This is a genomic window from Cellulomonas sp. P5_E12, from assembly GCF_054049315.1.
On the sequence record NZ_JBFUMP010000006.1, the window covers coordinates 54,884 to 75,937 of the forward strand.

The 21,054-nt window shown below is 72.9% G+C and carries 17 protein-coding genes; 15 read left to right on the plus strand and 2 right to left on the minus strand.

Going from position 1 to position 21,054, the window contains the following annotated elements:
* Nucleotides 1-98 precede the first annotated feature (98 nt).
* From ACXJKA_RS06640 to pyk, 15 genes are all read left to right on the plus strand, one after another.
* Nucleotides 99-1,979, plus strand: coding sequence for an ABC transporter ATP-binding protein (locus ACXJKA_RS06640; protein WP_456824396.1), 1,881 nt, complete (start codon nt 99-101; stop codon nt 1,977-1,979).
* Nucleotides 1,976-3,784, plus strand: a complete 1,809-nt coding sequence (locus tag ACXJKA_RS06645; protein ID WP_456824397.1) for an ABC transporter ATP-binding protein — start codon at nt 1,976-1,978, stop codon at nt 3,782-3,784. Before ACXJKA_RS06640 ends, ACXJKA_RS06645 begins: the two co-directional genes overlap by 4 nt.
* Before the next feature lie 52 nt (nt 3,785-3,836).
* Nucleotides 3,837-4,235 carry a phosphoribosyl-AMP cyclohydrolase gene (hisI, locus tag ACXJKA_RS06650; RefSeq protein ID WP_456824398.1) on the plus strand — a complete coding sequence of 133 codons (399 nt, stop codon included), beginning with the start codon at nt 3,837-3,839 and terminating at the stop codon, nt 4,233-4,235.
* On the plus strand, nt 4,232-5,800 hold the full coding sequence (locus ACXJKA_RS06655) for an anthranilate synthase component I (RefSeq protein WP_456824399.1): 1,569 nt from the start codon (nt 4,232-4,234) through the stop codon (nt 5,798-5,800). Before hisI ends, ACXJKA_RS06655 begins: the two co-directional genes overlap by 4 nt.
* Nucleotides 5,797-6,378, plus strand: a complete 582-nt coding sequence (locus ACXJKA_RS06660) for a Trp biosynthesis-associated membrane protein (protein WP_456824400.1) — start codon at nt 5,797-5,799, stop codon at nt 6,376-6,378. The genes ACXJKA_RS06655 and ACXJKA_RS06660 overlap by 4 nt, the downstream gene beginning before the upstream one ends.
* Nucleotides 6,379-6,454: 76 nt before the next feature.
* Complete coding sequence (locus tag ACXJKA_RS06665; RefSeq protein WP_456824401.1) at nt 6,455-6,760, plus strand: HGxxPAAW family protein; 306 nt, start codon at nt 6,455-6,457, stop codon at nt 6,758-6,760.
* 61 nt (nt 6,761-6,821) lie between these two features.
* Nucleotides 6,822-7,379 (plus strand): DUF4190 domain-containing protein, encoded by a 558-nt coding sequence (locus ACXJKA_RS06670; protein WP_456824402.1) that lies wholly within the window; start codon nt 6,822-6,824, stop codon nt 7,377-7,379.
* Nucleotides 7,354-7,824 carry a DUF2752 domain-containing protein gene (locus ACXJKA_RS06675; protein ID WP_456824403.1) on the plus strand — a complete coding sequence of 157 codons (471 nt, stop codon included), beginning with the start codon at nt 7,354-7,356 and terminating at the stop codon, nt 7,822-7,824. The genes ACXJKA_RS06670 and ACXJKA_RS06675 overlap by 26 nt, the downstream gene beginning before the upstream one ends.
* A gap of 138 nt (nt 7,825-7,962) precedes the next feature.
* Complete coding sequence (trpC, locus tag ACXJKA_RS06680) at nt 7,963-8,775, plus strand: indole-3-glycerol phosphate synthase TrpC (protein ID WP_456824404.1); 813 nt, start codon at nt 7,963-7,965, stop codon at nt 8,773-8,775.
* A gap of 35 nt (nt 8,776-8,810) precedes the next feature.
* Entirely contained in the window at nt 8,811-10,088 is a 1,278-nt protein-coding gene (trpB, locus tag ACXJKA_RS06685) for a tryptophan synthase subunit beta (protein WP_456824618.1), read from the plus strand.
* Complete coding sequence (gene trpA, locus ACXJKA_RS06690) at nt 10,085-10,906, plus strand: tryptophan synthase subunit alpha (protein WP_456824405.1); 822 nt, start codon at nt 10,085-10,087, stop codon at nt 10,904-10,906. The genes trpB and trpA overlap by 4 nt, the downstream gene beginning before the upstream one ends.
* Entirely contained in the window at nt 10,903-11,784 is an 882-nt protein-coding gene (lgt, locus tag ACXJKA_RS06695) for a prolipoprotein diacylglyceryl transferase (protein WP_456824406.1), read from the plus strand. Before trpA ends, lgt begins: the two co-directional genes overlap by 4 nt.
* A 154-nt stretch (nt 11,785-11,938) precedes the next feature.
* Nucleotides 11,939-16,504, plus strand: coding sequence for a glutamate synthase large subunit (gene gltB, locus ACXJKA_RS06700; RefSeq protein WP_456824407.1), 4,566 nt, complete (start codon nt 11,939-11,941; stop codon nt 16,502-16,504).
* On the plus strand, nt 16,497-17,963 hold the full coding sequence (locus ACXJKA_RS06705) for a glutamate synthase subunit beta (RefSeq protein ID WP_456824408.1): 1,467 nt from the start codon (nt 16,497-16,499) through the stop codon (nt 17,961-17,963). The genes gltB and ACXJKA_RS06705 overlap by 8 nt, the downstream gene beginning before the upstream one ends.
* 106 nt (nt 17,964-18,069) lie before the next feature.
* The gene (gene pyk / locus ACXJKA_RS06710) at nt 18,070-19,506 is read left to right on the plus strand and encodes a pyruvate kinase (protein ID WP_456824409.1); all 1,437 of its coding nucleotides are present in this window, start codon (nt 18,070-18,072) and stop codon (nt 19,504-19,506) included.
* A gap of 60 nt (nt 19,507-19,566) precedes the next feature.
* Here the strand turns inward: pyk and ACXJKA_RS06715 are convergent, their stop codons facing one another.
* Nucleotides 19,567-20,238 (minus strand): AIM24 family protein, encoded by a 672-nt coding sequence (locus ACXJKA_RS06715; protein WP_456824410.1) that lies wholly within the window; start codon nt 20,236-20,238, stop codon nt 19,567-19,569.
* Nucleotides 20,239-20,282: 44 nt separating this feature from the next.
* On the minus strand, nt 20,283-20,987 hold the full coding sequence (locus tag ACXJKA_RS06720; protein ID WP_456824411.1) for a hypothetical protein: 705 nt from the start codon (nt 20,985-20,987) through the stop codon (nt 20,283-20,285).
* Nucleotides 20,988-21,054 lie beyond the last annotated feature (67 nt).

Below are 21,054 nucleotides of genomic sequence, written 5' to 3' on the forward strand. Positions count from 1 at the left end.
CAGGATCGCACGCGGGCGGCGACGATGCGTGACGGGTAAGCGCTCACTGTGCCGTGAGAGGATGAGTGCACCCCCTGAGCTCCACGGAAGGTCCTGTCGTGCCCACGCGAGACGAGTCACCGGCGTCGGTGGCCCTCACCGGCTCGGTGCCGCGCCGGGCGGTCCAGCTGATCGTCCGCGGCCTGCGCGCGCACCCGGGCACCTACGTCCTCGCCATCGGCACCTCGGCCGTCTTCGGGGTCCTCACGGTCGCCGTGAGCAGGGTGCTCGGGGCCGTGACCGACCAGGTGGTCGTCCCGGCGCTGAACGGTTCGACCGAGGCGCGGGGGAAGATCTGGCTGGCCGGGCTGGCGATCGCGCTCGTCGCGGTGTCCCTGGCCGTCACCGTCGCCGGCCGGCGCATGTTCGCCGGCAAGGGCTTCGCGCTGATCCAGGAGGACCACCGCACGGCGGTCACCCGCCAGTACCTGCGGCTGCCGATGTCGTGGCACCGTCGGCACCCGACCGGCCAGCTGCTGTCGAACGCGAGCGCCGACGTCGAGGCCGCGACCTCGATCTTCAACCCGCTCCCGTTCGCGCTGGGAGTCGTGGTCATGCTCGTCGTCGCGGCGGTCGCGCTGTTCCGGACCGACGTGTGGCTCGCGCTGGCCGCCCTGGTGGTCCTGCCGCTCGCCGTCGTCGCGAACCTCGTGTTCCAGCGCCGCATGTCGCCCGCGGCGATCCACGCGCAGCAGCTGCGCGCCGAGGTCGCGGACATCGCCCACGAGAGCTTCGAGGCCGCGGTGCTGGTCACGTCCCTGGGCACGGCGGCGCGCGAGGAGGCCCGGTTCGCGGCGCGGGCCGCGCAGCTGCGCGACGCCAACGTGCGCGTGGGGATCGTCCGCGCGCTGTTCGACCCGGTCATCGACCTGCTGCCGAGCCTGGGCACGCTGCTGGTGCTGGTGGTCGGCACGATGCAGGTCAGCGCGGGGCGGGTGGAGACGGGCGACGTCGTGGCCGCCGCCTACCTGCTGACGCTGCTCGCGGTGCCGGTGCGGGCGTTCGGCTGGGTGCTCGGCGAGGTCCCGCGTGCGCTCGTCGGCTACGACCGGATCGCGCGCGTCATCGACGCGCACGGTGCGCTGAGCGTGGGCACCACCCCGTGGTCGCCCGGCGCCGGAGCCCGCGTCGAGCTGCGGGACGTCGGGCGCTCCGTGGCCCTGCCCGGCGGCGGTGAGCTCGAGCTGCTGCACGACGTCGATCTCGACGTGGCCGCGGGCCGCACCGTCGCGCTCGTCGGACCGACGGGCGCGGGCAAGACGACCCTGGTGTCGCTGGTCAGCCGGCTCTCGGACCCGTCCCACGGGTCGGTGCACGTCGACGGCCTCGACCTGCGAGACGTGCGGCCGGACGACCTCAGCCGGCACGTGGCCCTCGTCGCGCAGTCGACGTTCATCTTCGAGGACACGGTCCGGTCGAACGTGACGCTCGCCGATGCGGGGGAGGCCGGCTCGCCCGACGACGAGGCTGTCTGGGCGGCGCTGCGCCTCGCCCGCGTCGACGACGTCGTCCGTGCGCTGCCCGGTGGCCTGGATGCGCCCCTCGGCGAGCGCGGCGCCAACCTCTCGGGCGGTCAGCGGCAGCGCCTCGCGCTCGCACGCGCCCTCGTCCGGCGCCCCGCGGTGCTGGTGCTCGACGACGCGACGTCGGCCGTCGACCCGCGCATCGAGCAGGCGATCCTGCGCGGCCTGCGCGACGACGGCGGCGCCGGCAGCCCGACCGTGCTGCTCGTCGCGTACCGGATGTCCTCGGTCCTGCTGGCCGACGAGGTCGTGCACGTCGAGGCCGGTCGCGTGGTCGACCGCGGCACGCACGACGAGCTGCTCGCGCGGGACCCCGGCTACCGCGAGCTGGCCACGGCGTACGAGCAGGAGACGGCCCGCCGCGCGGCCGAGGCCGCCGACGAGGCGGCCCTCGAGGTCGTGGAGGAGCCGGCATGAGCGGCAACCACCGGGTCGCTCCCGCCAGCACCCTGGGAGTGCTCGCGACGCTGCGCCGCGGGATCCAGGTCTCACCCCAGCTGCTGGTCGGCTGGCAGGTCACGGTCCTGCTCGCGGTCGTCGCGTCGATCGGCCGCGTGCTCGTGCCCATCGCGGTGCAGCAGACCGTCGACACGGGAATCCTCGCCCCGGGCGGCCCGAACGTGCCGCGCGTCGCGGCGCTCGCCGGGCTGGCTGCGCTCGGGCTGCTGGTGGGCGCCGTCTGCTCGGCCTACGTCAACGTGCGGCTCTTCCGGTCCAGCGAGAGCGGCCTGCTGTCGCTGCGCACGCAGGCGTTCCGGCACGTGCACGACCTGTCCGTGCTCACGCAGAACACCGAGCGCCGCGGCTCATTGGTCTCGCGCGTGACGTCGGACGTCGACACGATCTMGCTGTTCGTGCAGTGGGGCGGCATCATGCTGCTMGTCTCGGTCCTGCAGATCGCGGTCGCCACGGTGCTCATGGCCTTCTACTCGTGGCAGCTCACGCTCATCGTCTGGCTCGGCTTCGTGCCGCTGTTCGTCCTCCTCCAGCCGCTGCAGAAGCGCGTCAACGCCAGGTACACGGCGGTGCGCGAGCGGGTGGGCGGGATGCTCGGGTCCGTCTCGGAGGCCGTCGTCGGCGCCGAGACCATCCGGGCGTACGGCGTCGCGGAGCGGACCCAGCGCAAGATCGACGCGGCGGTCGCAGCGACCCGCAGCGCCATGGTGCGCGCGCAGAACCTGGTCGCCCTCGTCTTCTCCAGCGGCGTGCTGGTGGCCAACCTCGTGCTGGCGGTCGTGGTCGTGGCGGGGACCTACCTCGGGATCGCCGGCGAGATGACCGCGGGTCGCCTGCTCGCCTTCCTGTTCCTGGTCCAGCTCTTCACCGGTCCGGTGCAGATGGCGACCGAGATCCTCAACGAGCTGCAGAACGCCGTCGCGGGATGGCGCCGCGTCCTCGGCGTGCTCGAGACGCCGGTCGAGGTGGTCGACGCCGGCCCGGACGGCGTGCCCAGCCCGCGCGGCCCGGCCCACGTCGAGCTCCGCGACGTCGACTTCGCGTACCCGGACGGGCCGCCCGTCCTCACCGGCGTCGACGTCGCGATCCCCGCGGGCACCTCCGTCGCCGTCGTCGGCGCGACGGGTTCGGGCAAGACGACCATCGCCAAGCTGGTCGCGCGCTTCATGGACCCCACCAGCGGGTCGGTGCTGCTGGACGGCGTCGACCTGCGGGACATCTCGGTCGCGGAGCTGCGGCGCCGCGTCGTGCTGGTGCCGCAGGAGGGCTTCCTGTTCGACGGCACGCTCGCGCAGAACGTGGCGTACGGGCTCCGGCACGAGGACGGCACCACGTCCGCGCCGGCCGACGACGCCCGTATCCGGGAGGCCATCGAGGCGCTCGGCCTGGACGCCTGGGTGGACGAGCTCGCGGACGGCCTCGAGACGCCCGTGGGCCAGCGCGGCGAGTCGCTGTCGGCGGGGGAGCGGCAGCTGGTCGCCCTCGCGCGGGCCTACCTGGCCGAGGCGGACCTGCTCCTGCTCGACGAGGCGACCTCGGCGGTCGACCCGGCGACGGAGGTGCGGATCGCCCGCGCCCTCGACTCGCTGACCCGCGGCCGCAGCACCCTGACCATCGCGCACCGGCTGTCCACCGCCGAGGCGGCCGACACGGTCGTCGTCGTCGACGCGGGGCGCGTGGTCGAGGTCGGGCACCACGACGACCTCGTGGCGCGCGAGGGCCACTACGCCGCGATGCACGCGGCCTGGGTGTCGCAGACGCGCTGACCGCGGGTGGACGGGGTCCGTGCCGCACGCGGCCCCGTGGCAGGATCGGTCCGTGTCTTCCAGCCCCGCCGCACCGACCCTCGACCCCGCCGTCGCCGACCGCCTCAAGCGTGACGAGCACGGCCTGGTGGCGGCGATCGTGCAGCAGCACGACTCGCGCGAGGTGCTCATGCTCGGCTGGATGGACGACGAGGCGCTGCACCGCACGCTGACGACCGGTCGCGTCGTGTTCTGGAGCCGCTCGCGCCAGGAGTACTGGCGCAAGGGCGACACGTCGGGCCACGCCCAGTTCGTCAAGGCCGTGAGCCTCGACTGCGACGGCGACGCCCTGCTGGTCGAGGTCGACCAGGTGGGAGCCGCCTGCCACACCGGCGCGCACACGTGCTTCGACGCCGGCGGCCCGCTGCCGGCCGTCGTCGGCACCCGACCCACCGGAGGAGACCCCCGATGACCGCCGGAACCGTGCCCACGGACGTCACCGCGGCGGAGGTCCCCTGGGGCGGCACGTGGCCGTCGCTCGACGAGTTCCGTGGCCTGGCGCAGGACCGCCGGGTCATCCCCGTGGTCCGTCGGCTGCTCGCCGACGACATCACGCCGGTCGGCCTGTACCGGACGCTGGCCGCGGGCCGGCCCGGCACGTTCATCCTCGAGTCGGCGGAGGCCGACGGCAGCTGGGACCGCTACTCGTTCGTGGGCGTGCACTCGCGGGCGACGCTCACGGTGCGCGGCGGCTCGGCGGTCTGGGTGGGCGACGTGCCCGTGGGCGTGCCGACGGACGGCGACGCGCTCGACGTCCTGGCCCGCACGCTCGACGCGCTGCGCACCCCGGCGATCGCGGGGCTGCCGCCCCTGACCAGCGGCCTCGTCGGCGCGCTCGGGTGGGACATCGTGCGGCACTGGGAGCCGACGCTGCCCGCGAACGCCCCCGACGAGCTGGGCGTGCCCGAGCTCACGCTGCTGCTGGCCACGGACCTCGCGGTCGTCGACCACCACGACGGCTCGGTCTGGCTGGTCGCCAACGCGATCAACTTCGACGACACCGACGAGCGGGTCGACGAGGCGCACGCGGACGCGCTCGCGCGCCTCGACGCCATGGAGGCGGCGCTGCTCGAGCCGACGGAGTCCGCGGTCGCAGTGCTGACCGACGTGCCCGAGCCCGAGCTCGCGTTCCGGTCCACGCGCGAGGAGTTCGAGGACTCGGTGCGCACGGGCCAGGAGGCCATCCGCGACGGCGACGTCTTCCAGGTGGTGCTCTCGCAGCGCCTGGACCTCGACTGCCCGGCCGAGCCTCTCGACGTCTACCGGGTGCTGCGGACCATCAACCCGAGCCCGTACATGTACTACCTGCAGCTGCAGGACGCCGACGGGCGCGACTTCGCGGTGGTCGGCTCGAGCCCGGAGACGCTGGTCAAGGTCACGTCGGGCCGCGTCGTGACGTTCCCGATCGCCGGGTCGCGGCCGCGCGGTGCGACCCCCGACGAGGACCGCCGTCTGCAGGACGAGGTGCTGGCGGACCCCAAGGAGCGGGCCGAGCACATCATGCTGGTCGACCTGTCCCGCAACGACCTGGTGAAGGTCTGCGAACCCACGAGCGTCGAGGTCGTCGAGTTCATGGCGGTCAAGCGCTACTCGCACATCATGCACATCTGCTCGACGGTCGTCGGGCGCCTGCGGGAGGGCGCGACCGCGCTGCAGACCCTGGTCGCGACGTTCCCCGCGGGAACCCTGTCCGGCGCGCCCAAGCCGCGCGCGATCGCGCTGATCGACGAGATCGAGCCCGCGCGTCGCGGCATCTACGGCGGCACGGTCGGCTACTTCGACTTCGCCGGCGACATGGACATGGCCATCGCCATCCGGACGGCTCTCATCCGCGAGGGGCGCGCGAGCGTGCAGGCAGGCGGCGGGATCGTCGCCGACTCGGTGCCCGCGCTGGAGTACGAGGAGTCCCGCAACAAGGCCGCCGCGGCMGTCCGGGCCGTCCAGATCGCGTCCCGGCTCCGTCGGGCGGGCGCGTGACGGACGCCCGCCAGCGCCGCCGGGCGGGTCGGGGTCGCGCAGCGGCCCTGCTGCTCGTCCTGGCCGGGCTGACGGCGCTCGTCGCGGTGCCGACCTGGTTCACGACCACGGGCACGACGGCGCTCGAGGGCACCGTGACGGTGCAGGTGTCCGGCTCGCAGGTGGCGCCGGCGATCCTCGCGGCGGCGGTCGCCATCCTCGCCGCCGTGGCCGCGGTCGCCCTCGTCGGGCGGGCGGGTCGCTGGGTCGTCGCCGTGGTGGTCGTGGCCTGCGGGGTGCTCGTCGTCGGCACCACGCTGACCGTGCTGGGCGACCCGGTCGCCGCGGTGTCCCCGGTGGTCGCCGACGTGACCGGCGTGGGCAAGCTCGCGGGGCCCGTGACGACGAGCATCTGGCCCTGGCTGGCGGTGGCCGTCGGGGTGCTCGACGCGCTCGCCGGCGTCTGGCTGGTGCTCGCGTCGCGCGCGTGGGCCGGGCCGTCGCGCCGGCACGAGACCGCGGCCGCCCCGACCGCTCCTGCGGAGCCCGACGAGCGGTCCGACTGGGACGCCCTCAGCCGCGGCGACGACCCGTCCTGACCTGCAGCGCTCGTCCCGGGCTGGGGGTCGCCCGTCGGATAGGGTGAGCGCAGAACCGAGCACGAAGGGCACCCACATGGCCGACAACACCCTCGCGCACCGCGCGCAGCACGCCACGACCACCGAGGCGATGCACCTGCCGCCCACGGCGGCCCCCACGAACCACGGCAAGACGCTGGCCGCCTGGGTCACCACTTACAGCGTGGTGATCGCCTTCACGATCGCCGGGCTCGGCGTCCTGTTCGCCATGGTCTGGCTCTTCTGGGTCGGCCTGGCCCTCGTTGCGCTCGGCCTGGTGGCCGGCAAGGTGCTGCAGGCCTCGGGCCACGGCCAGGGCGGCGCCAAGACACGCGCCCGCGCGGCTCGCACCGGCGGGCACTGACCGAAGGCTGTTCGACCGCCGCTCGGGAGCCCGGGTCGGCGCACGCGACGCAGGAGGACCGATGTCGACCCCCAACGAGCCGCAGAACCCGTACGGCGCCGAGCCGCCGAAGGACCCGGACGCCACGCCGCAGCCCCCGGCTCCGCAGTACCCGGGTGCGCCCCCGGCACCGGGGGCTGGGCCCCAGTACCCGCCGGCCCCGCAGTACCCGTCGGCCCCGCAGTACCCGTCGGCTCCGCAGTACGGCGCCCCGCCCGCGACCCCGTACCCGGCGGCTGCGCCGTACGGATCGGCGCCCGGCGGCTACCCGCCGCCCGGCTACGGCGTGGCGTACCCGAAGAACAGCCTCGCGGTCTGGTCGCTCGTGCTGGGCATCTGCTCGTTCGTGCTCTCGTGCGGGCTGCTCACAGGCATCCCCGCGATCATCGTCGGCAACAACGCCAAGAAGGCCGTCGCGCGCGGCGAGGCGAACAACGGCGGCATGGCGACCGCGGGGATCATCCTCGGCTGGGTCGCCATCGCGCTGTCGATCATCGGGATCATCCTGTTCAGCATCCTGTTCTCGAACGCGGACTTCCGGGACGCCTTCAACGATGGCTACAACGGCTCCAACTACTGAGCTGCCCGACGGCCCGCTCACGCCCGACGCCGTGCCGTCGGTCGGGGCGGGCCGTCGCGCGTCCGTGCGCCGGCCGCTGGTGGCCGGGGGCCTCACCGTGGCCGCGACCGTCGTCCTGGCGCTGCGGGACCCCCACACCACCGGCAGCTACGGCGTCTGCCCGCTCTACGCGCTGACCGGTCTCTGGTGCCCGGCGTGCGGCGGTCTGCGGGCGACGCACGACCTCGCGCACGGCGACGTCGCGGGCGCGTGGTCGATGAACCCGCTCTGGGTGCTCGCGGTCCCGCTGGTGGTCGCCCTCTGGGGTCGGCTCGTCGTGCGCCGGGCGCAGGGGCGGGCGGTGCGTCCGGCACCCGCGTGGCTCGCCTGGTCGACCCTCGCGGTGATCCTGGCGTTCGGGATCCTGCGGAACGTCCCGGCGCTGGCGCCGTGGCTGGCCCCCTGACGAAAGTCCCTGTCCCACCCACCGGCCTGTGGTCCGGGTCACTCCGCGACCGATCTACGATGTGCCTCTGGGCCCACCGCCACGACCGACGGCGAGGATGAGGTCCGGAAACCGACCGGGGGAGAAGGTGAGCTGTCGATGACCGTGCTGGACGACATCGTCGCGGGAGTCCGACTGGACCTGGCCGTCCGGGAGCAGGCCACGCCGCTCGCCGAGGTCAAGGAGCGCGCCCACCGCCGCGAGTCCGCCATCGAGTGCGTGGGCCGGCTGCGGGCCGAGGACGCGGTCCGGGTCATCGCCGAGGTCAAGCGCTCGAGCCCGAGCAAGGGCGCCCTCGCCACCATCAAGGACCCCGCCGCGCTGGCCGCCGAGTACGAGAAGGGCGGCGCCGCCGTCATCTCGGTGCTCACCGAGGAGCGCCGCTTCCACGGCTCGCTCGCGGACCTGGACGCCGTCCGCGCCCGCGTCGACATCCCCGTCCTGCGCAAGGACTTCGTCGTCACGCCGTACCAGGTGTGGGAGGCGCGGGCCCACGGCGCCGACCTCGTGCTCCTCATCGTCGCGGCGCTCGAGCAGACCGTGCTGGAGTCGCTGGTCGAGCGCGTGCACTCCCTGGGCATGACCGCCCTGGTCGAGGTGCACGACACCGAGGAGGTCGCCCGCGCGGCCGACGCCGGTGCCCGCGTGATCGGCGTCAACGCCCGCGACCTGCGCTCGCTCGAGGTGGACCGGACCACGTTCGCCCGCGTCGCGCCGGCCATCCCGTCGCACATCGTGAAGATCGCCGAGTCCGGGGTTCGCGGGCCGCACGACGTCATGGACTACGCCCGCGCCGGCGCGGACGCGGTGCTCGTCGGCGAGGCGCTGGTCACGGACGACGCCCCGCGCGAGTCCGTCGCCGACCTCGTGGCGGCGGGCGCCCACCCGTCCCTGCGGGCGGTGCGTCAGTGAGCGGTCGATCGACCGTCGGACCCGTCTCGGACAAGCTGCTCGAGGCGGTCGCCAGCGGACCGCTGTCCACCCACGCCGGGCCGTACTTCGGGGAGTTCGGCGGCCGGTTCGTGCCGGAGGCGCTCATCGCGGCGCTCGACGAGCTCGACACGGCGTACCACAAGGCGCTCGCCGACCCGGCGTTCGGGCGCGAGCTCGCGCGGCTGCACAAGACGTACACCGGCCGGCCGAGCCCGCTGACCGAGGTGCCGCGGTTCGCCGCCCACGTCGCGCCCGGCGTGCGGGTGTTCCTCAAGCGCGAGGACCTCAACCACACCGGCTCGCACAAGATCAACAACGTGCTCGGGCAGGCCCTCCTGGTCAAGCGCATGGGCAAGACGCGCGTGATCGCGGAGACCGGTGYCGGTCAGCACGGCGTCGCCACGGCGACCGCTGCCGCGCTGCTGGACCTCGAGTGCACCGTGTACATGGGCGAGGAGGACACGCGCCGGCAGGCGCTCAATGTCGCGCGCATGAGGCTGCTCGGCGCCGAGGTCATCCCCGTGACCATCGGGACGCGGACCCTCAAGGACGCGATCAATGAGGCGCTGCGCGACTGGGTGGCCAACGTCGAGACCACGCACTACCTGCTCGGCACCGTGACGGGACCGCACCCGTTCCCCGAGATGGTCCGCGACTTCCACAAGATCATCGGCGAGGAGGCCAAGGCCCAGCTCCTCGAGGAGATCGGCCGGCTGCCCGACGCCGTGGCCGCGTGCGTGGGCGGCGGGTCCAACGCGATGGGCATCTTCAACGCGTTCCTCGACCACCCCGAGGTCCGGCTGTTCGGCTTCGAGGCCGGCGGCGAGGGCATCTCGTCCGGGCGCCACGCGGCGCGGTTCTCCGGCGGGGAGCCGGGCGTGCTGCACGGCGCCAAGTCCTACCTCCTGCAGGACGACGACGGCCAGACGCTGCCCAGCCACTCGGTCTCGGCCGGCCTGGACTACCCGAGCGTCGGGCCCGAGCACGCGTGGCTGCACGACATCGGGCGCGCCGACTACCGGCCCGTCACGGACGTCGAGGCCATGGAGGCCTTCCGGATCCTGTGCCGGACCGAGGGGATCATCCCCGCGATCGAGTCGGCGCACGCGCTGGCGGGCGCGATCCAGCTGGGCGCCGAGCTGTCCGGCTGGACCGGCGACGACGGCCACGAGCCGGTGCTGCTGATCAACCTGTCGGGGCGCGGGGACAAGGATGTGGCCACCGCCGCGGCGTGGTTCGACCTGATCGAGGACGAGCCCGTCGTGCTGGCCGACCAAGGAGAGCAGCTGTGAGTGCCGTCGCCGTCCGGTCGCAGGTCGCCGAGCACCTCGACGCCCTCGGGCGCGCGGCGCTGATCGGCTACCTGCCCGTCGGGTACCCGTCGGTGGACGGGTCGATCGAGGCCGTGCGCACGATGATCGACGCGGGCGCGGACGTGGTCGAGCTCGGCGTGCCGTACAGCGACCCGGTCATGGACGGCCCCACCGTCCAGCGCGCGGTCGACGCGGCACTGGCGGGCGGCACGCGGGTCGGCGACACCATCCGGGCGGTCGAGCAGGTAGCGGGGCGCGGTGCGCCGATCCTCGTCATGACGTACTGGAACCTCGTCCTGCGCTACGGCGTCGACGCGTTCGCGCGCGACCTCGCCGCCGCGGGCGGCGCCGGTCTGATCACGCCCGACCTCATCCCCGACGAGGCCGCGGACTGGATCGCGGCGTCCGACGCCCACGGCCTGGACCGCGTGTTCCTCGTCGCGCCCAGCTCGACGCCCGAGCGCCTGGCCTCGACGGCGGCCGCGTCGCGCGGGTTCGTCTACGCGGCCTCGACGATGGGCGTGACGGGGGAGCGGGCGACGGTCGGCAACCGAGCGGAGGAGCTCGTCGCGCACACCCGGGCAGCCGGGGCCCAGCACGTCTGCGTCGGCCTCGGGATCTCGCGTCCCGAGCAGGCCGCGGAGGTCGCGGGCTACGCCGACGGCGTCATCGTCGGCTCGGCGCTGGTGCGCACGATGCTCGATGCGCCCGACGACGCGGCGGGCCGGGATGCCCTGGCTCGTCTGACGACGGATCTCGCCGAGGGCGTCCGCTCGGCGCCTGGGCGCACGCGGTGAGCGCGCTGCTCCCGCTCGCGATCCCGAGCCCGTCGCAGGGAGTGTGGCACCTCGGGCCCTTCCCGGTGCGGGCTTACGCGTTCGCGATCCTGCTCGGCATCGTCGTGGCGCTCTGGATGACGCGGCGCCGCTGGATCGAGCGCGGCGGCGAGCCCGACACGACCCTCGAGATCGCGTTCTGGGCCGTGCCGTTCGGCATCGTCGGCGGCCGGATCTACCACGTCATCACCTCGCCCGACGCGTACTTCGGCGTCGGTGGGAGCCCCGTCCGCGCCCTGTACATCTGGGAGGGCGGGCTCGGCATCTGGGGTGCGGTCGCCCTCGGTGGCGTCGGCGCCTGGATCGGCGCCCGCCGCCAGGGCGTCCGGCTCGCGCCGTGGGCGGACGCGCTGGCGCCCGGCCTGCTCGTGGCGCAGGCGATCGGCCGGCTGGGCAACTGGTTCAACCAGGAGCTGTACGGCGGGCCCACCACGCTGCCGTGGGGCCTGCGCATCGACCCCGAGCACATGCCCGTCGGCGATCCCGCGGGCACGCTCTACCACCCGACCTTCCTGTACGAGATCGTCTGGAACCTCGCAGGCGCCGCGATGCTGATCTGGCTCGACCGCAAGCTCCGGCTCGGTTACGGCCGCGTGTTCTGGCTCTACGTCGTCATCTACACGACCGGCCGGCTCTGGATCGAGCTGCTCCGGATCGATCCGGCGCACCACATCCTGGGGCTGCGACTCAACGTCTGGACGGCCATCATCGTCGGCATCGGAGCGCTGGTAGCGTTCGTGGTGGTCGGACGCCGGCACCCAGGACGTGATACGACCCTCCTGCTGGCACCCCCGACCGTGCAGGACGACGAGGAGAACGCGACCGACCCCGCCCGCTGACCCGCGGAGGGCCGGCAGCTCACCTCATCGCCGACGATGCGGGCGGTCCGCTGACTGCCCTGTATCGTCGCCACACTGGGCCGACGACGTCCCGCGTTCCCCCCTTGTTCGTGCTACGCCCCGACCCGTGTCGGGGACCGTGAGGACGGTGCTGATGTCGACGTCGCCCGCGAGCCCTGGCGCTCTGAGCGCCCCGCCGCCGCAGGGTCTCTACGACCCCGCTGCCGAGCACGACGCGTGCGGATTCGCGTTCGTGGCCACGCTGCGCGGCACGCCCGGCCGGGACATCGTCGACGCGGGCCTGACCGCGCTGCTCAACCTCGACCACCGCGGCGCCGTGGGCGCCGAGGAGGACAGCGGCGACGGCGCCGGCATCCTCACCCAGATCCCGGACGCCTTCCTGCGCGACGTCGTCGACGCCGACCTCCCGCCCGCCGGCTTCTACGCCATCGGCATGGCCTTCCTGCCCGTCGACGAGGCCGAGCAGCGCGCGGCTGTCGCGGCCCTCGAGGCGATCGCCGCCGAGGAGAAGCTCGACGTGCTCGCCTGGCGCGAGGTCGTCGTCACTGCCGACCTGGTCGGTCCCACGGCGCGCGCGTCCATGCCCGTCTTCCGCCAGCTGGTCGTGGCGGACCCGTCGCGCGAGCTGTCCGGCATCGACCTCGACCGCCGCGCGTACCGGCTGCGCAAGCGCGCCGAGCGCGAGCTCGGCCTCTACTTCGCCTCCCTGTCGGCCCGCACGCTCGCCTACAAGGGCATGCTCACCACCGGTCAGCTGGAGCCGTTCTTCGCCGACCTGTCGGACCCGCGGTACGCCTCCGAGATCGCGCTGGTGCACTCCCGCTTCTCCACCAACACGTTCCCGTCCTGGCCGCTCGCGCAGCCGTTCCGGATGATCGCGCACAACGGCGAGATCAACACGGTGCGCGGCAACCGCAACTGGATGGCCGCCCGCGAGGGCACGCTCGCCAGCGAGGAGCTGGGCGACCTCACGCCGCTCATGCCCGTCTGTACGCCCGGCGGCTCGGACTCGGGCAGCTTCGACGAGGTCCTCGAGCTGCTCCACCTGTCGGGCCGCACGCTGCCGCACGCGGTGATGATGATGATCCCGGAGGCGTGGGAGAACCACGCCCAGATGGACCCCTCGCGACGCGCGTTCTACGAGTACCACTCGACGCTGATGGAGCCGTGGGACGGCCCGGCCGCGATCACGTTCACCGACGGCACGCTCATCGGCTCGGTGCAGGACCGCAACGGGCTGCGTCCCGGCCGGTACTGGGTCACCGAGGACGGTCTGGTCGTGTGCGCGTCCGAGGCCGGCGTGCTGGACATCGACCCCGCGACGATCGTCGCGAAGGGCCGTCTCGAGCCGGGCCGCATGTTCCTGGTGGACACCGGCAAGGGCCGCATCATCGACGACCAGGAGATCAAGTCGTCGCTCGCGGCGCAGCGTCCCTACGCCGACTGGGTCCGCGACAACTCCGTCTACCTGCAGCAGCTGCCCGAGCGCGAGCACGTCGCGCACTCGGCCGCCTCGGTCCGCCGCCGCCAGCGCGCGTTCGGCTACACCGAGGAGGAGCTGAAGATCCTGCTCAGCCCCATGGCGGCCGCGGGCGCCGAGCCGCTGGGCGCGATGGGCTCCGACACGCCGGTCGCGGTGCTGTCCGACCGCCCGCGCATGCTCTTCGACTACTTCACGCAGATGTTCGCGCAGGTGACCAACCCGCCGCTGGACGCGATCCGCGAGGAGCTGGTCACCGCGATCGGCGGCGCCATCGGGCCGGAGCCCAACCTGCTCGAGGACGGCCCGGGCCACGCCCGCAAGCTGATCCTGCCCTTCCCGGTGATCGACAACGACCAGCTGGCGAAGATCGTGCACGTGGCCAAGGAGCCCTCGCTGGGCTACCGGGCGATGACCATCCGCGGCCTGTACAAGGTGGCGGGCGGGGGAGAGGCCCTCGAGGCGCGCCTCGAGGAGATCTTCGCCGAGGTCGACGCGGCGGTGGCCGACGGCGTCAGCTTCATCGTGCTCTCGGACCGCAACTCGGACGCGGACCTCGCGCCCATCCCGTCGCTGCTGCTGCTGAGCGCGGTCCACCACCACACGCTGCGCCGGCACACCCGCACGATGATCTCGCTGGTGGTCGAGGCCGGCGATGTCCGCGAGGTGCACCACACCGCGCTGCTCATCGGCTACGGCGCGGCCGCGGTCAACCCGTACCTCGCGATGGAGACCGTCGAGGACCTGGCCCGCTCGGGGTACCTGCCCGGCGTCGGCCCGGAGAAGGCCGTCGCCAACCTCATCAAGGCGCTCGGCAAGGGCGTGCTCAAGGTCATGTCCAAGATGGGCATCTCGACCATCGCGTCCTACCGGGGCGCGCAGGTGTTCGAGGCCATCGGGCTCTCGCAGCCGCTCGTCGACAAGTACTTCACCGGCACCACCAGCCGCCTCGGCGGGATCGGGCTCGACGTCATCGCGGCCGAGGTCGCGGCGCGGCACGCGGACGCCTACCCGGCGAGCGGCAACCGCCAGGCGCACCTGCGGCTCGCGGTGGGCGGCGAGTACCAGTGGCGTCGCGACGGCGAGGACCACCTGTTCGACCCCGAGACCGTGTTCCGGCTGCAGCACTCGACGCGCACGCGGCAGTTCGACGTCTTCCAGCAGTACACCAAGCGGGTCGACGAGCAGTCCTCGCGCCTGATGACGCTGCGCGGTCTGCTCGCGTTCAAGGACGGCGAGCGCCAGCCCGTGCCGCTGGACGAGGTCGAGCCGGTCAGCGAGATCGTCAAGCGGTTCAACACCGGCGCGATGTCGTACGGCTCCATCTCCATGGAGGCGCACGAGACCCTCGCGATCGCGATGAACAGCATCGGCGCCAAGTCGAACACCGGCGAGGGCGGCGAGGACCCGGAGCGCCTCAACGACCCCGTGCGCCGGTCCGCGATCAAGCAGATCGCGTCGGGCCGGTTCGGCGTGACCAGCGAGTACCTCACCAACGCCGACGACATCCAGATCAAGCTCGCCCAGGGCGCCAAGCCCGGCGAGGGCGGTCAGCTGCCGGGCAACAAGGTGTACCCGTGGATCGGGCGGACGCGGCACTCGACGCCCGGCGTCGGGCTGATCTCGCCGCCGCCGCACCACGACATCTACTCCATCGAGGACCTGGCGCAGCTGATCCACGACGCCAAGAACGCGAACCCGCGGGCGCGGATCCACACCAAGCTGGTGAGCGAGTTCGGCGTCGGCACCATCGCGGCGGGCGTCGCCAAGGCGCACTCGGACGTCGTGCTCATCTCGGGCCACGACGGCGGCACGGGTGCCAGCCCGCTGACGTCGCTCAAGCACGCCGGCACGCCGTGGGAGATCGGCCTGGCCGAGACGCAGCAGACCCTCGTGCTCAACAACCTGCGCGACCGCGTGGTCGTGCAGGTGGACGGGCAGCTCAAGACCGGCCGCGACGTCGTCATCGGCGCGCTGCTCGGCGCCGAGGAGTTCGGCTTCGCGACGGCGCCCCTCGTCGTGTCCGGCTGCGTCATGATGCGCGTCTGCCACCTCGACACCTGCCCGGTGGGCGTCGCGACGCAGAACCCCGAGCTGCGCGCCCGGTTCACGGGCAAGCCCGAGTTCGTCGTGACGTTCATGGAGTTCATCGCGGAGGAGGTCCGGGCGCTGCTCGCGCAGCTGGGCTTCCGCACCCTGCTCGAGGCCGTCGGGCACGTCGAGCTGCTCGACACCCGCGCCGCCGTCGACCACTGGAAGGCCGAGGGCCTCGACCTGAGCCCCGTCCTCGCGGTCCCGACGCCCGTCGCGGGCACCCAGCTGCACCAGACGAAGCTGCAGGACCACGGTCTCGACCGGGCGCTGGACAACCGGCTGGTCGCGCTGGCGCAGGACGCGCTCGAGCGCCGCGAGCCGGTGCGCATCGACCTGCCCGTCCGCAACGTCAACCGCACGGTCGGCACCATGCTCGGCCACGAGGTGACCAAGCGGTTCGGCGGCGCCGGGCTCGCGGACGACACCATCGACGTGACGCTGACGGGCTCCGCGGGCCAGTCGTTCGGGGCGTTCCTGCCCCGCGGCATCACGCTGCGCCTGTTCGGGGACGCCAACGACTACGTCGGAAAGGGCCTTTCGGGCGGCCGCATCGTCGTGCGGCCCGACCGCAACGCCGCCCTGTCCAGCGAGCACAACGTGGTCGCCGGCAACGTCATCGGCTACGGCGCGACCACCGGCCAGGTCTTCCTGCGCGGCCTCGTCGGCGAGCGCTTCGGCGTGCGCAACTCGGGCGCCACGCTGGTGGTCGAGGGCGTGGGCGACCACGGCTGCGAGTACATGACCGGCGGCACCGTCCTGGTGCTCGGCCGGACCGGCCGCAACTTCGGCGCCGGCATGTCCGGCGGCACGGCCTACGTGCTCGACCTCGAGCCCGCCCTGGTCAACGTCGACGCGCTGCGGACCAAGGAGCTGTCGCTCGACCCGCTCGACGACGAGGACGCCGCGCTCGTGCAGCAGCTGCTGCACGCGCACCTCGACGAGACCGGCTCGCCGGTCGCCGCCCAGCTGCTCGACGACTTCACCACGACCCGGGCGCGGTTCACGCGCCTGCTGCCCACCGAGTACGCCCGCGTCCGCCGCGCGCTCGCCCAGGCCGAGGCCGACGGCCTCGACCCGGCCGCGCCCGGCGTGTGGGACCAGATCCTGGAGGTGGCCCGTGGCTGACCCCCGCGGCTTCCTGAAGGTGCGCGAGCGCGAGCTCCCGCCGAACCGCCCCGTCGAGGTCCGCCTCCGCGACTGGAAGGACGTCCACGAGCACCTGCAGGACGGCCAGCCGTACCTCAAGGAGCAGGCCGGCCGCTGCATGGACTGCGGCATCCCGTTCTGCCACAACGGCTGCCCGCTCGGGAACCTCATCCCCGAGTGGAACGACCTGGTGTGGCGCGGGCAGTGGTCCGACGCGATCGACCGGCTGCACGCGACCAACAACTTCCCGGAGTTCACGGGCCGCATCTGCCCGGCCCCGTGCGAGTCGAGCTGCGTGCTGGGCATCAACCAGCCCGCCGTGACCATCAAGAACGTCGAGGTCTCGATCATCGACGAGGCGTTCGACCGGGGTTACGTGACGCCGCAGGTCCCGCAGCGGCTCACGGGCCATACGGTCGCGGTGGTCGGCTCCGGCCCGGCCGGGATGGCCGCCGCCCAGCAGCTCACGCGGGCCGGTCACACGGTCGCGGTGTACGAGCGAGACGACGCCATCGGCGGGCTCATGCGCTACGGCGTGCCCGACTTCAAGCTCGAGAAGATCCACATCGACCGCCGGCTGGCGCAGATGGAGGCCGAGGGCACGCGGTTCCGCCCGGGCGTCGAGGTCGGCCGCGACGTCACCTGGCCGCAGCTGCAGGCGCGCTACGACGCGATCGTCATCGCGACGGGTGCCACCGTGCCGCGCGAGCTCCAGGTGCCCGGCAAGGAGCTGGGCGGGGTGCACGTCGCCATGGAGTTCCTGCACCAGGCCAACGCGGTCGCCGCCGGCAAGCCGGTCGCGGACCAGATCACCGCCGAGGGCAAGCACGTCATCATCATCGGCGGCGGCGACACCGGCTCCGACTGCCTCGGCACCGCGCTGCGCCAGGGTGCCGCGTCGGTGACGACGCTGGCCATCGGCAAGCGGCCGCCCGAGGAGCGTCCGGCGCACCAGCCGTGGCCGACGGACCCGATCCTGTTCGAGGTGTCCTCCTCGCACGCCGAGGGCGGCGACCGGGACTACCTGGCGTCGACCGTCGAGTTCGTCGGCGACGAGTCCGGGAAGGTCCGCGCGCTGCAGCTGGCGACCACGCAGTACCTGTCCGACGGGCGCCGGGTGCCGACGCCCGGGACCGAGCGGGAGATCCCCGCGGACCTCGTGCTGGTCGCCATGGGCTTCACCGGGCCCGAGGTCGACCCGCTCACCGCGCAGATCGGCGTCGAGCTCACGCCCCGCGGCCTGGTCGCGCGCTCCGACGACTACTCGACCACCGTCCCCGGCGTGTTCGTCGCGGGCGACGCGGGCCGCGGGCAGTCCCTGATCGTCTGGGCGATCGCCGAGGGCCGCGCTGCCGCGGCCGCCGTCGACACCTACCTCTCGGGCAGCACGGAGCTGCCCTCACCGGTCACCGCCAGCACCGTGGCGCTGCGCCCCTGAACCCCTCCTGACCGAACTTGCGAGCCGTCCGACCCAGAGGGTCGGCCGGGGCTGCACTAGGACGTTTGGTCCGACCGTGAAATCACGAAAGGCATAGGCTCGCTTCATGCGTAGAGCAAAGATCGTCTGCACCATCGGCCCCGCGACGGAGTCGGCGGAGCAGATCCAGGCCCTCGTCGATGCCGGGATGGACGTGGCGCGGCTCAACCGCAGCCACGGCGACACCGAGGTCCACAAGAAGGTGTACGACAACGTCCGCGCCGCCGCGCAGGCGTCGGGCCGCTCGGTCGCCGTCCTGGTGGACCTGCAGGGCCCGAAGATCCGGCTCGGCCGGTTCAAGGACGGCAAGCACGATCTCGCCGTCGGTGACACGTTCACCATCACCACCGAGGACGTCGAGGGCACCAAGGAGCTCGTCTCCACGACCCACAAGGGCCTGCCGAACGACGCGCGCGTGGGCGACCCGATCCTCATCGACGACGGCAAGGTCCTGGTCCGCGTGACCGCCGTCGAGGGCCCCCGCGTGGTCACCCGCGTCGAGGTCCCCGGCCCCGTCTCGAACAACAAGGGCCTCAACCTGCCCGGTGTCGCCGTGTCGGTGCCCGCGATGAGCGACAAGGACGAGGAGGACCTGCGCTGGGCCCTCAACGTCGGCGCCGACATCATCGCGCTGTCGTTCGTGCGCTCGGCCGACGACTACGCCGACGTGCGCCGGATCATGGAGGAGGAGAACCGGGTCGTCCCGGTCATCGCCAAGATCGAGAAGCCGCAGGCCGTCGAGAACCTGGCCGAGATCATCGCGGCCTTCGACGGCATCATGGTCGCCCGCGGCGACCTGGGCGTCGAGCTGCCCCTCGAGCAGGTGCCGCTCGTGCAGAAGCGCGCGGTCGAGCTGGCCCGCCGCAACGCCAAGCCGGTCATCGTCGCGACCCAGGTGCTCGAGTCGATGACGACGAACCCGCGCCCGACGCGCGCCGAGACCTCGGACTGCGCCAACGCGGTGCTCGACGGCGCCGACGCGGTCATGCTCTCGGGCGAGACCAGCGTGGGCGACTACCCGATCGAGACCGTGCGCACGATGGCGCGGATCATCGAGGCGACCGAGGAGCTGGGCCGCGAGCGCATCGCACCCCTGGGCTCGACGCCGCACACGCGCGGCGGTGCCATCACGCGCGCCGCCGCCGAGATCGGCGAGACGCTCGACGTCAAGTACCTCGTGACGTTCACGCAGTCGGGCGACTCGGCCCGCCGCATGTCGCGCCTGCGCTCGGCGATCCCCCTGGTGGCGTTCACGCCGGTCGACGACGTGCGCAACGTGCTCTCGCTCAGCTGGGGCGTGCAGACGTACCGCGTGCCGTCGGTGGAGAGCACCGACGCCATGGTGAGCCAGGTGGACTCGACGCTGCGTGCGCAGGGCCTGGCGGAGATCGGCGACTACGTCGTCGTCGTCGCGGGTGCGCCGGTCGGCGTGGTGGGCTCCACCAACTCGATCGTCGTGCACAAGATCGGCGACGAGGAGAACTCGAGCGGCCGGGTGGCCTGACACCCCGCACGTCACGATCGGCCCCGGTGCACACGCGCCGGGGCCGATCGGCGTCCTGGGTCAGGACTGGCGGATCGGCGGGTGCCCCTCGGACGCCTGGACGACGACGAATCCGCGGCCGGACAGGCCGAGCTGGTACGCCTCGCCGGAACCGCGGCCGATCGCCGCCGAGAGCTTGGCCGTCTTGCGCACGGACGACGTCAGCGACGTGGACCACAGCACCGCGGCCTGCACGTCGACGAAGGTCGGCACGTCCACCTGGAGCACGACGGGCGTGCCGTAGGCGGTCACCGCGATCGCGCCGGTCCCGGTGAACGTGGTGTTGAACAGGCCGCCGCTCATCATCGAGKCTCCCTCGACCCGCTGGATGTCCCACGTCAGCGCGCTCTCGAACGCCAGGATGTTCGCCCCGTTGACCGTGACGCTCTCGTTCTCGAGCTCGAGGACGAAGATCTCGTCGGCGTCCTGGGCGAGGAACACGTCCCCGCTGCCGGACACCTTCATGAGCGACATGCCCTCGCCCGTGAACGCCTTCTTGAACATCTTCGAGACGCCGCCGCTGCCCTGGTAGGCGAAGTCGACGTCGCCCTGGTAGGCGACCATCGAGCCCTGCTTGGCGTAGAAGAACCCGCCGGTGCCGGCGAGGTCGACCTTGAGCATCCGGGAGTTCTGCAGCACGAAGCTGCCGGGCTCGGTGGAGAGTTCCGCGTTCTGCATCAGGGAGCTTCGCATCGTTCGATGCTAGCGACGGTGCTCCTGCTCGGCGCGAGGGCCCGTCAGAACTGCGTCGGGAAGGTGAGGACCACCCCGATCGTGGCCAGCAGTACCACGGCACCGATCGCGATCATCGTGGCCCGCCGGCGGGGTGAGCCCAGCTTGGAGCCGATGCCGCTGAAGAACAGCACGGACGCGCACAGCACGGTGGCCAGCACGTAGTTGTCCTTGCGCTCGATGGCCACGCGGGCGACCGCGGCGGAGCGCTCCGACGCCTTCGCGAGCTTGGCGGCCTCCGTCCCGGACGCGAGGACGTACTCGTCCATGGCGAACGGCGTGGGCGGCGCACCGGGATCCACCAACGGGTCCGTCGCCAGCCAGGCGGTCACCGCGGGCTGGAACTCGGGGCGGAACCGCTCGAACAGGAATCCCGAGTAGAGCGCCGGGTCGGGCACGTACGGGTCGGGGACGACGGAGGCGTCGCCCTCGTCGTGCAGCGCGGCGAGCCAGTCGGTGAAGAGCATCACGTCGATGATCGTCTGCTGCCCGGCGAGCGTCTGCGCGCGGTTGGACTCGGCGCGCTCGCGCGAGGCTGCGCTGTACGCGGCCGCCTGGACACCGCTCCACTGGCTGCTCTGGAACGCCGACCACGCGGTGAGCACGGTCGCGATCGCGAGGAGCACGGTCGCCATGAGGTCGAGGTGGCGGTACCAACCGGGTTCCCGGCGCGCCGTGGACTCGTCGAGCTCGTCCATCACCTCGTCCATCGGGTACCCCCCGAGTTGATGCCGGCGATCCTTCGACACGGTCTCACGACTCACCCCGCGGCGCCAC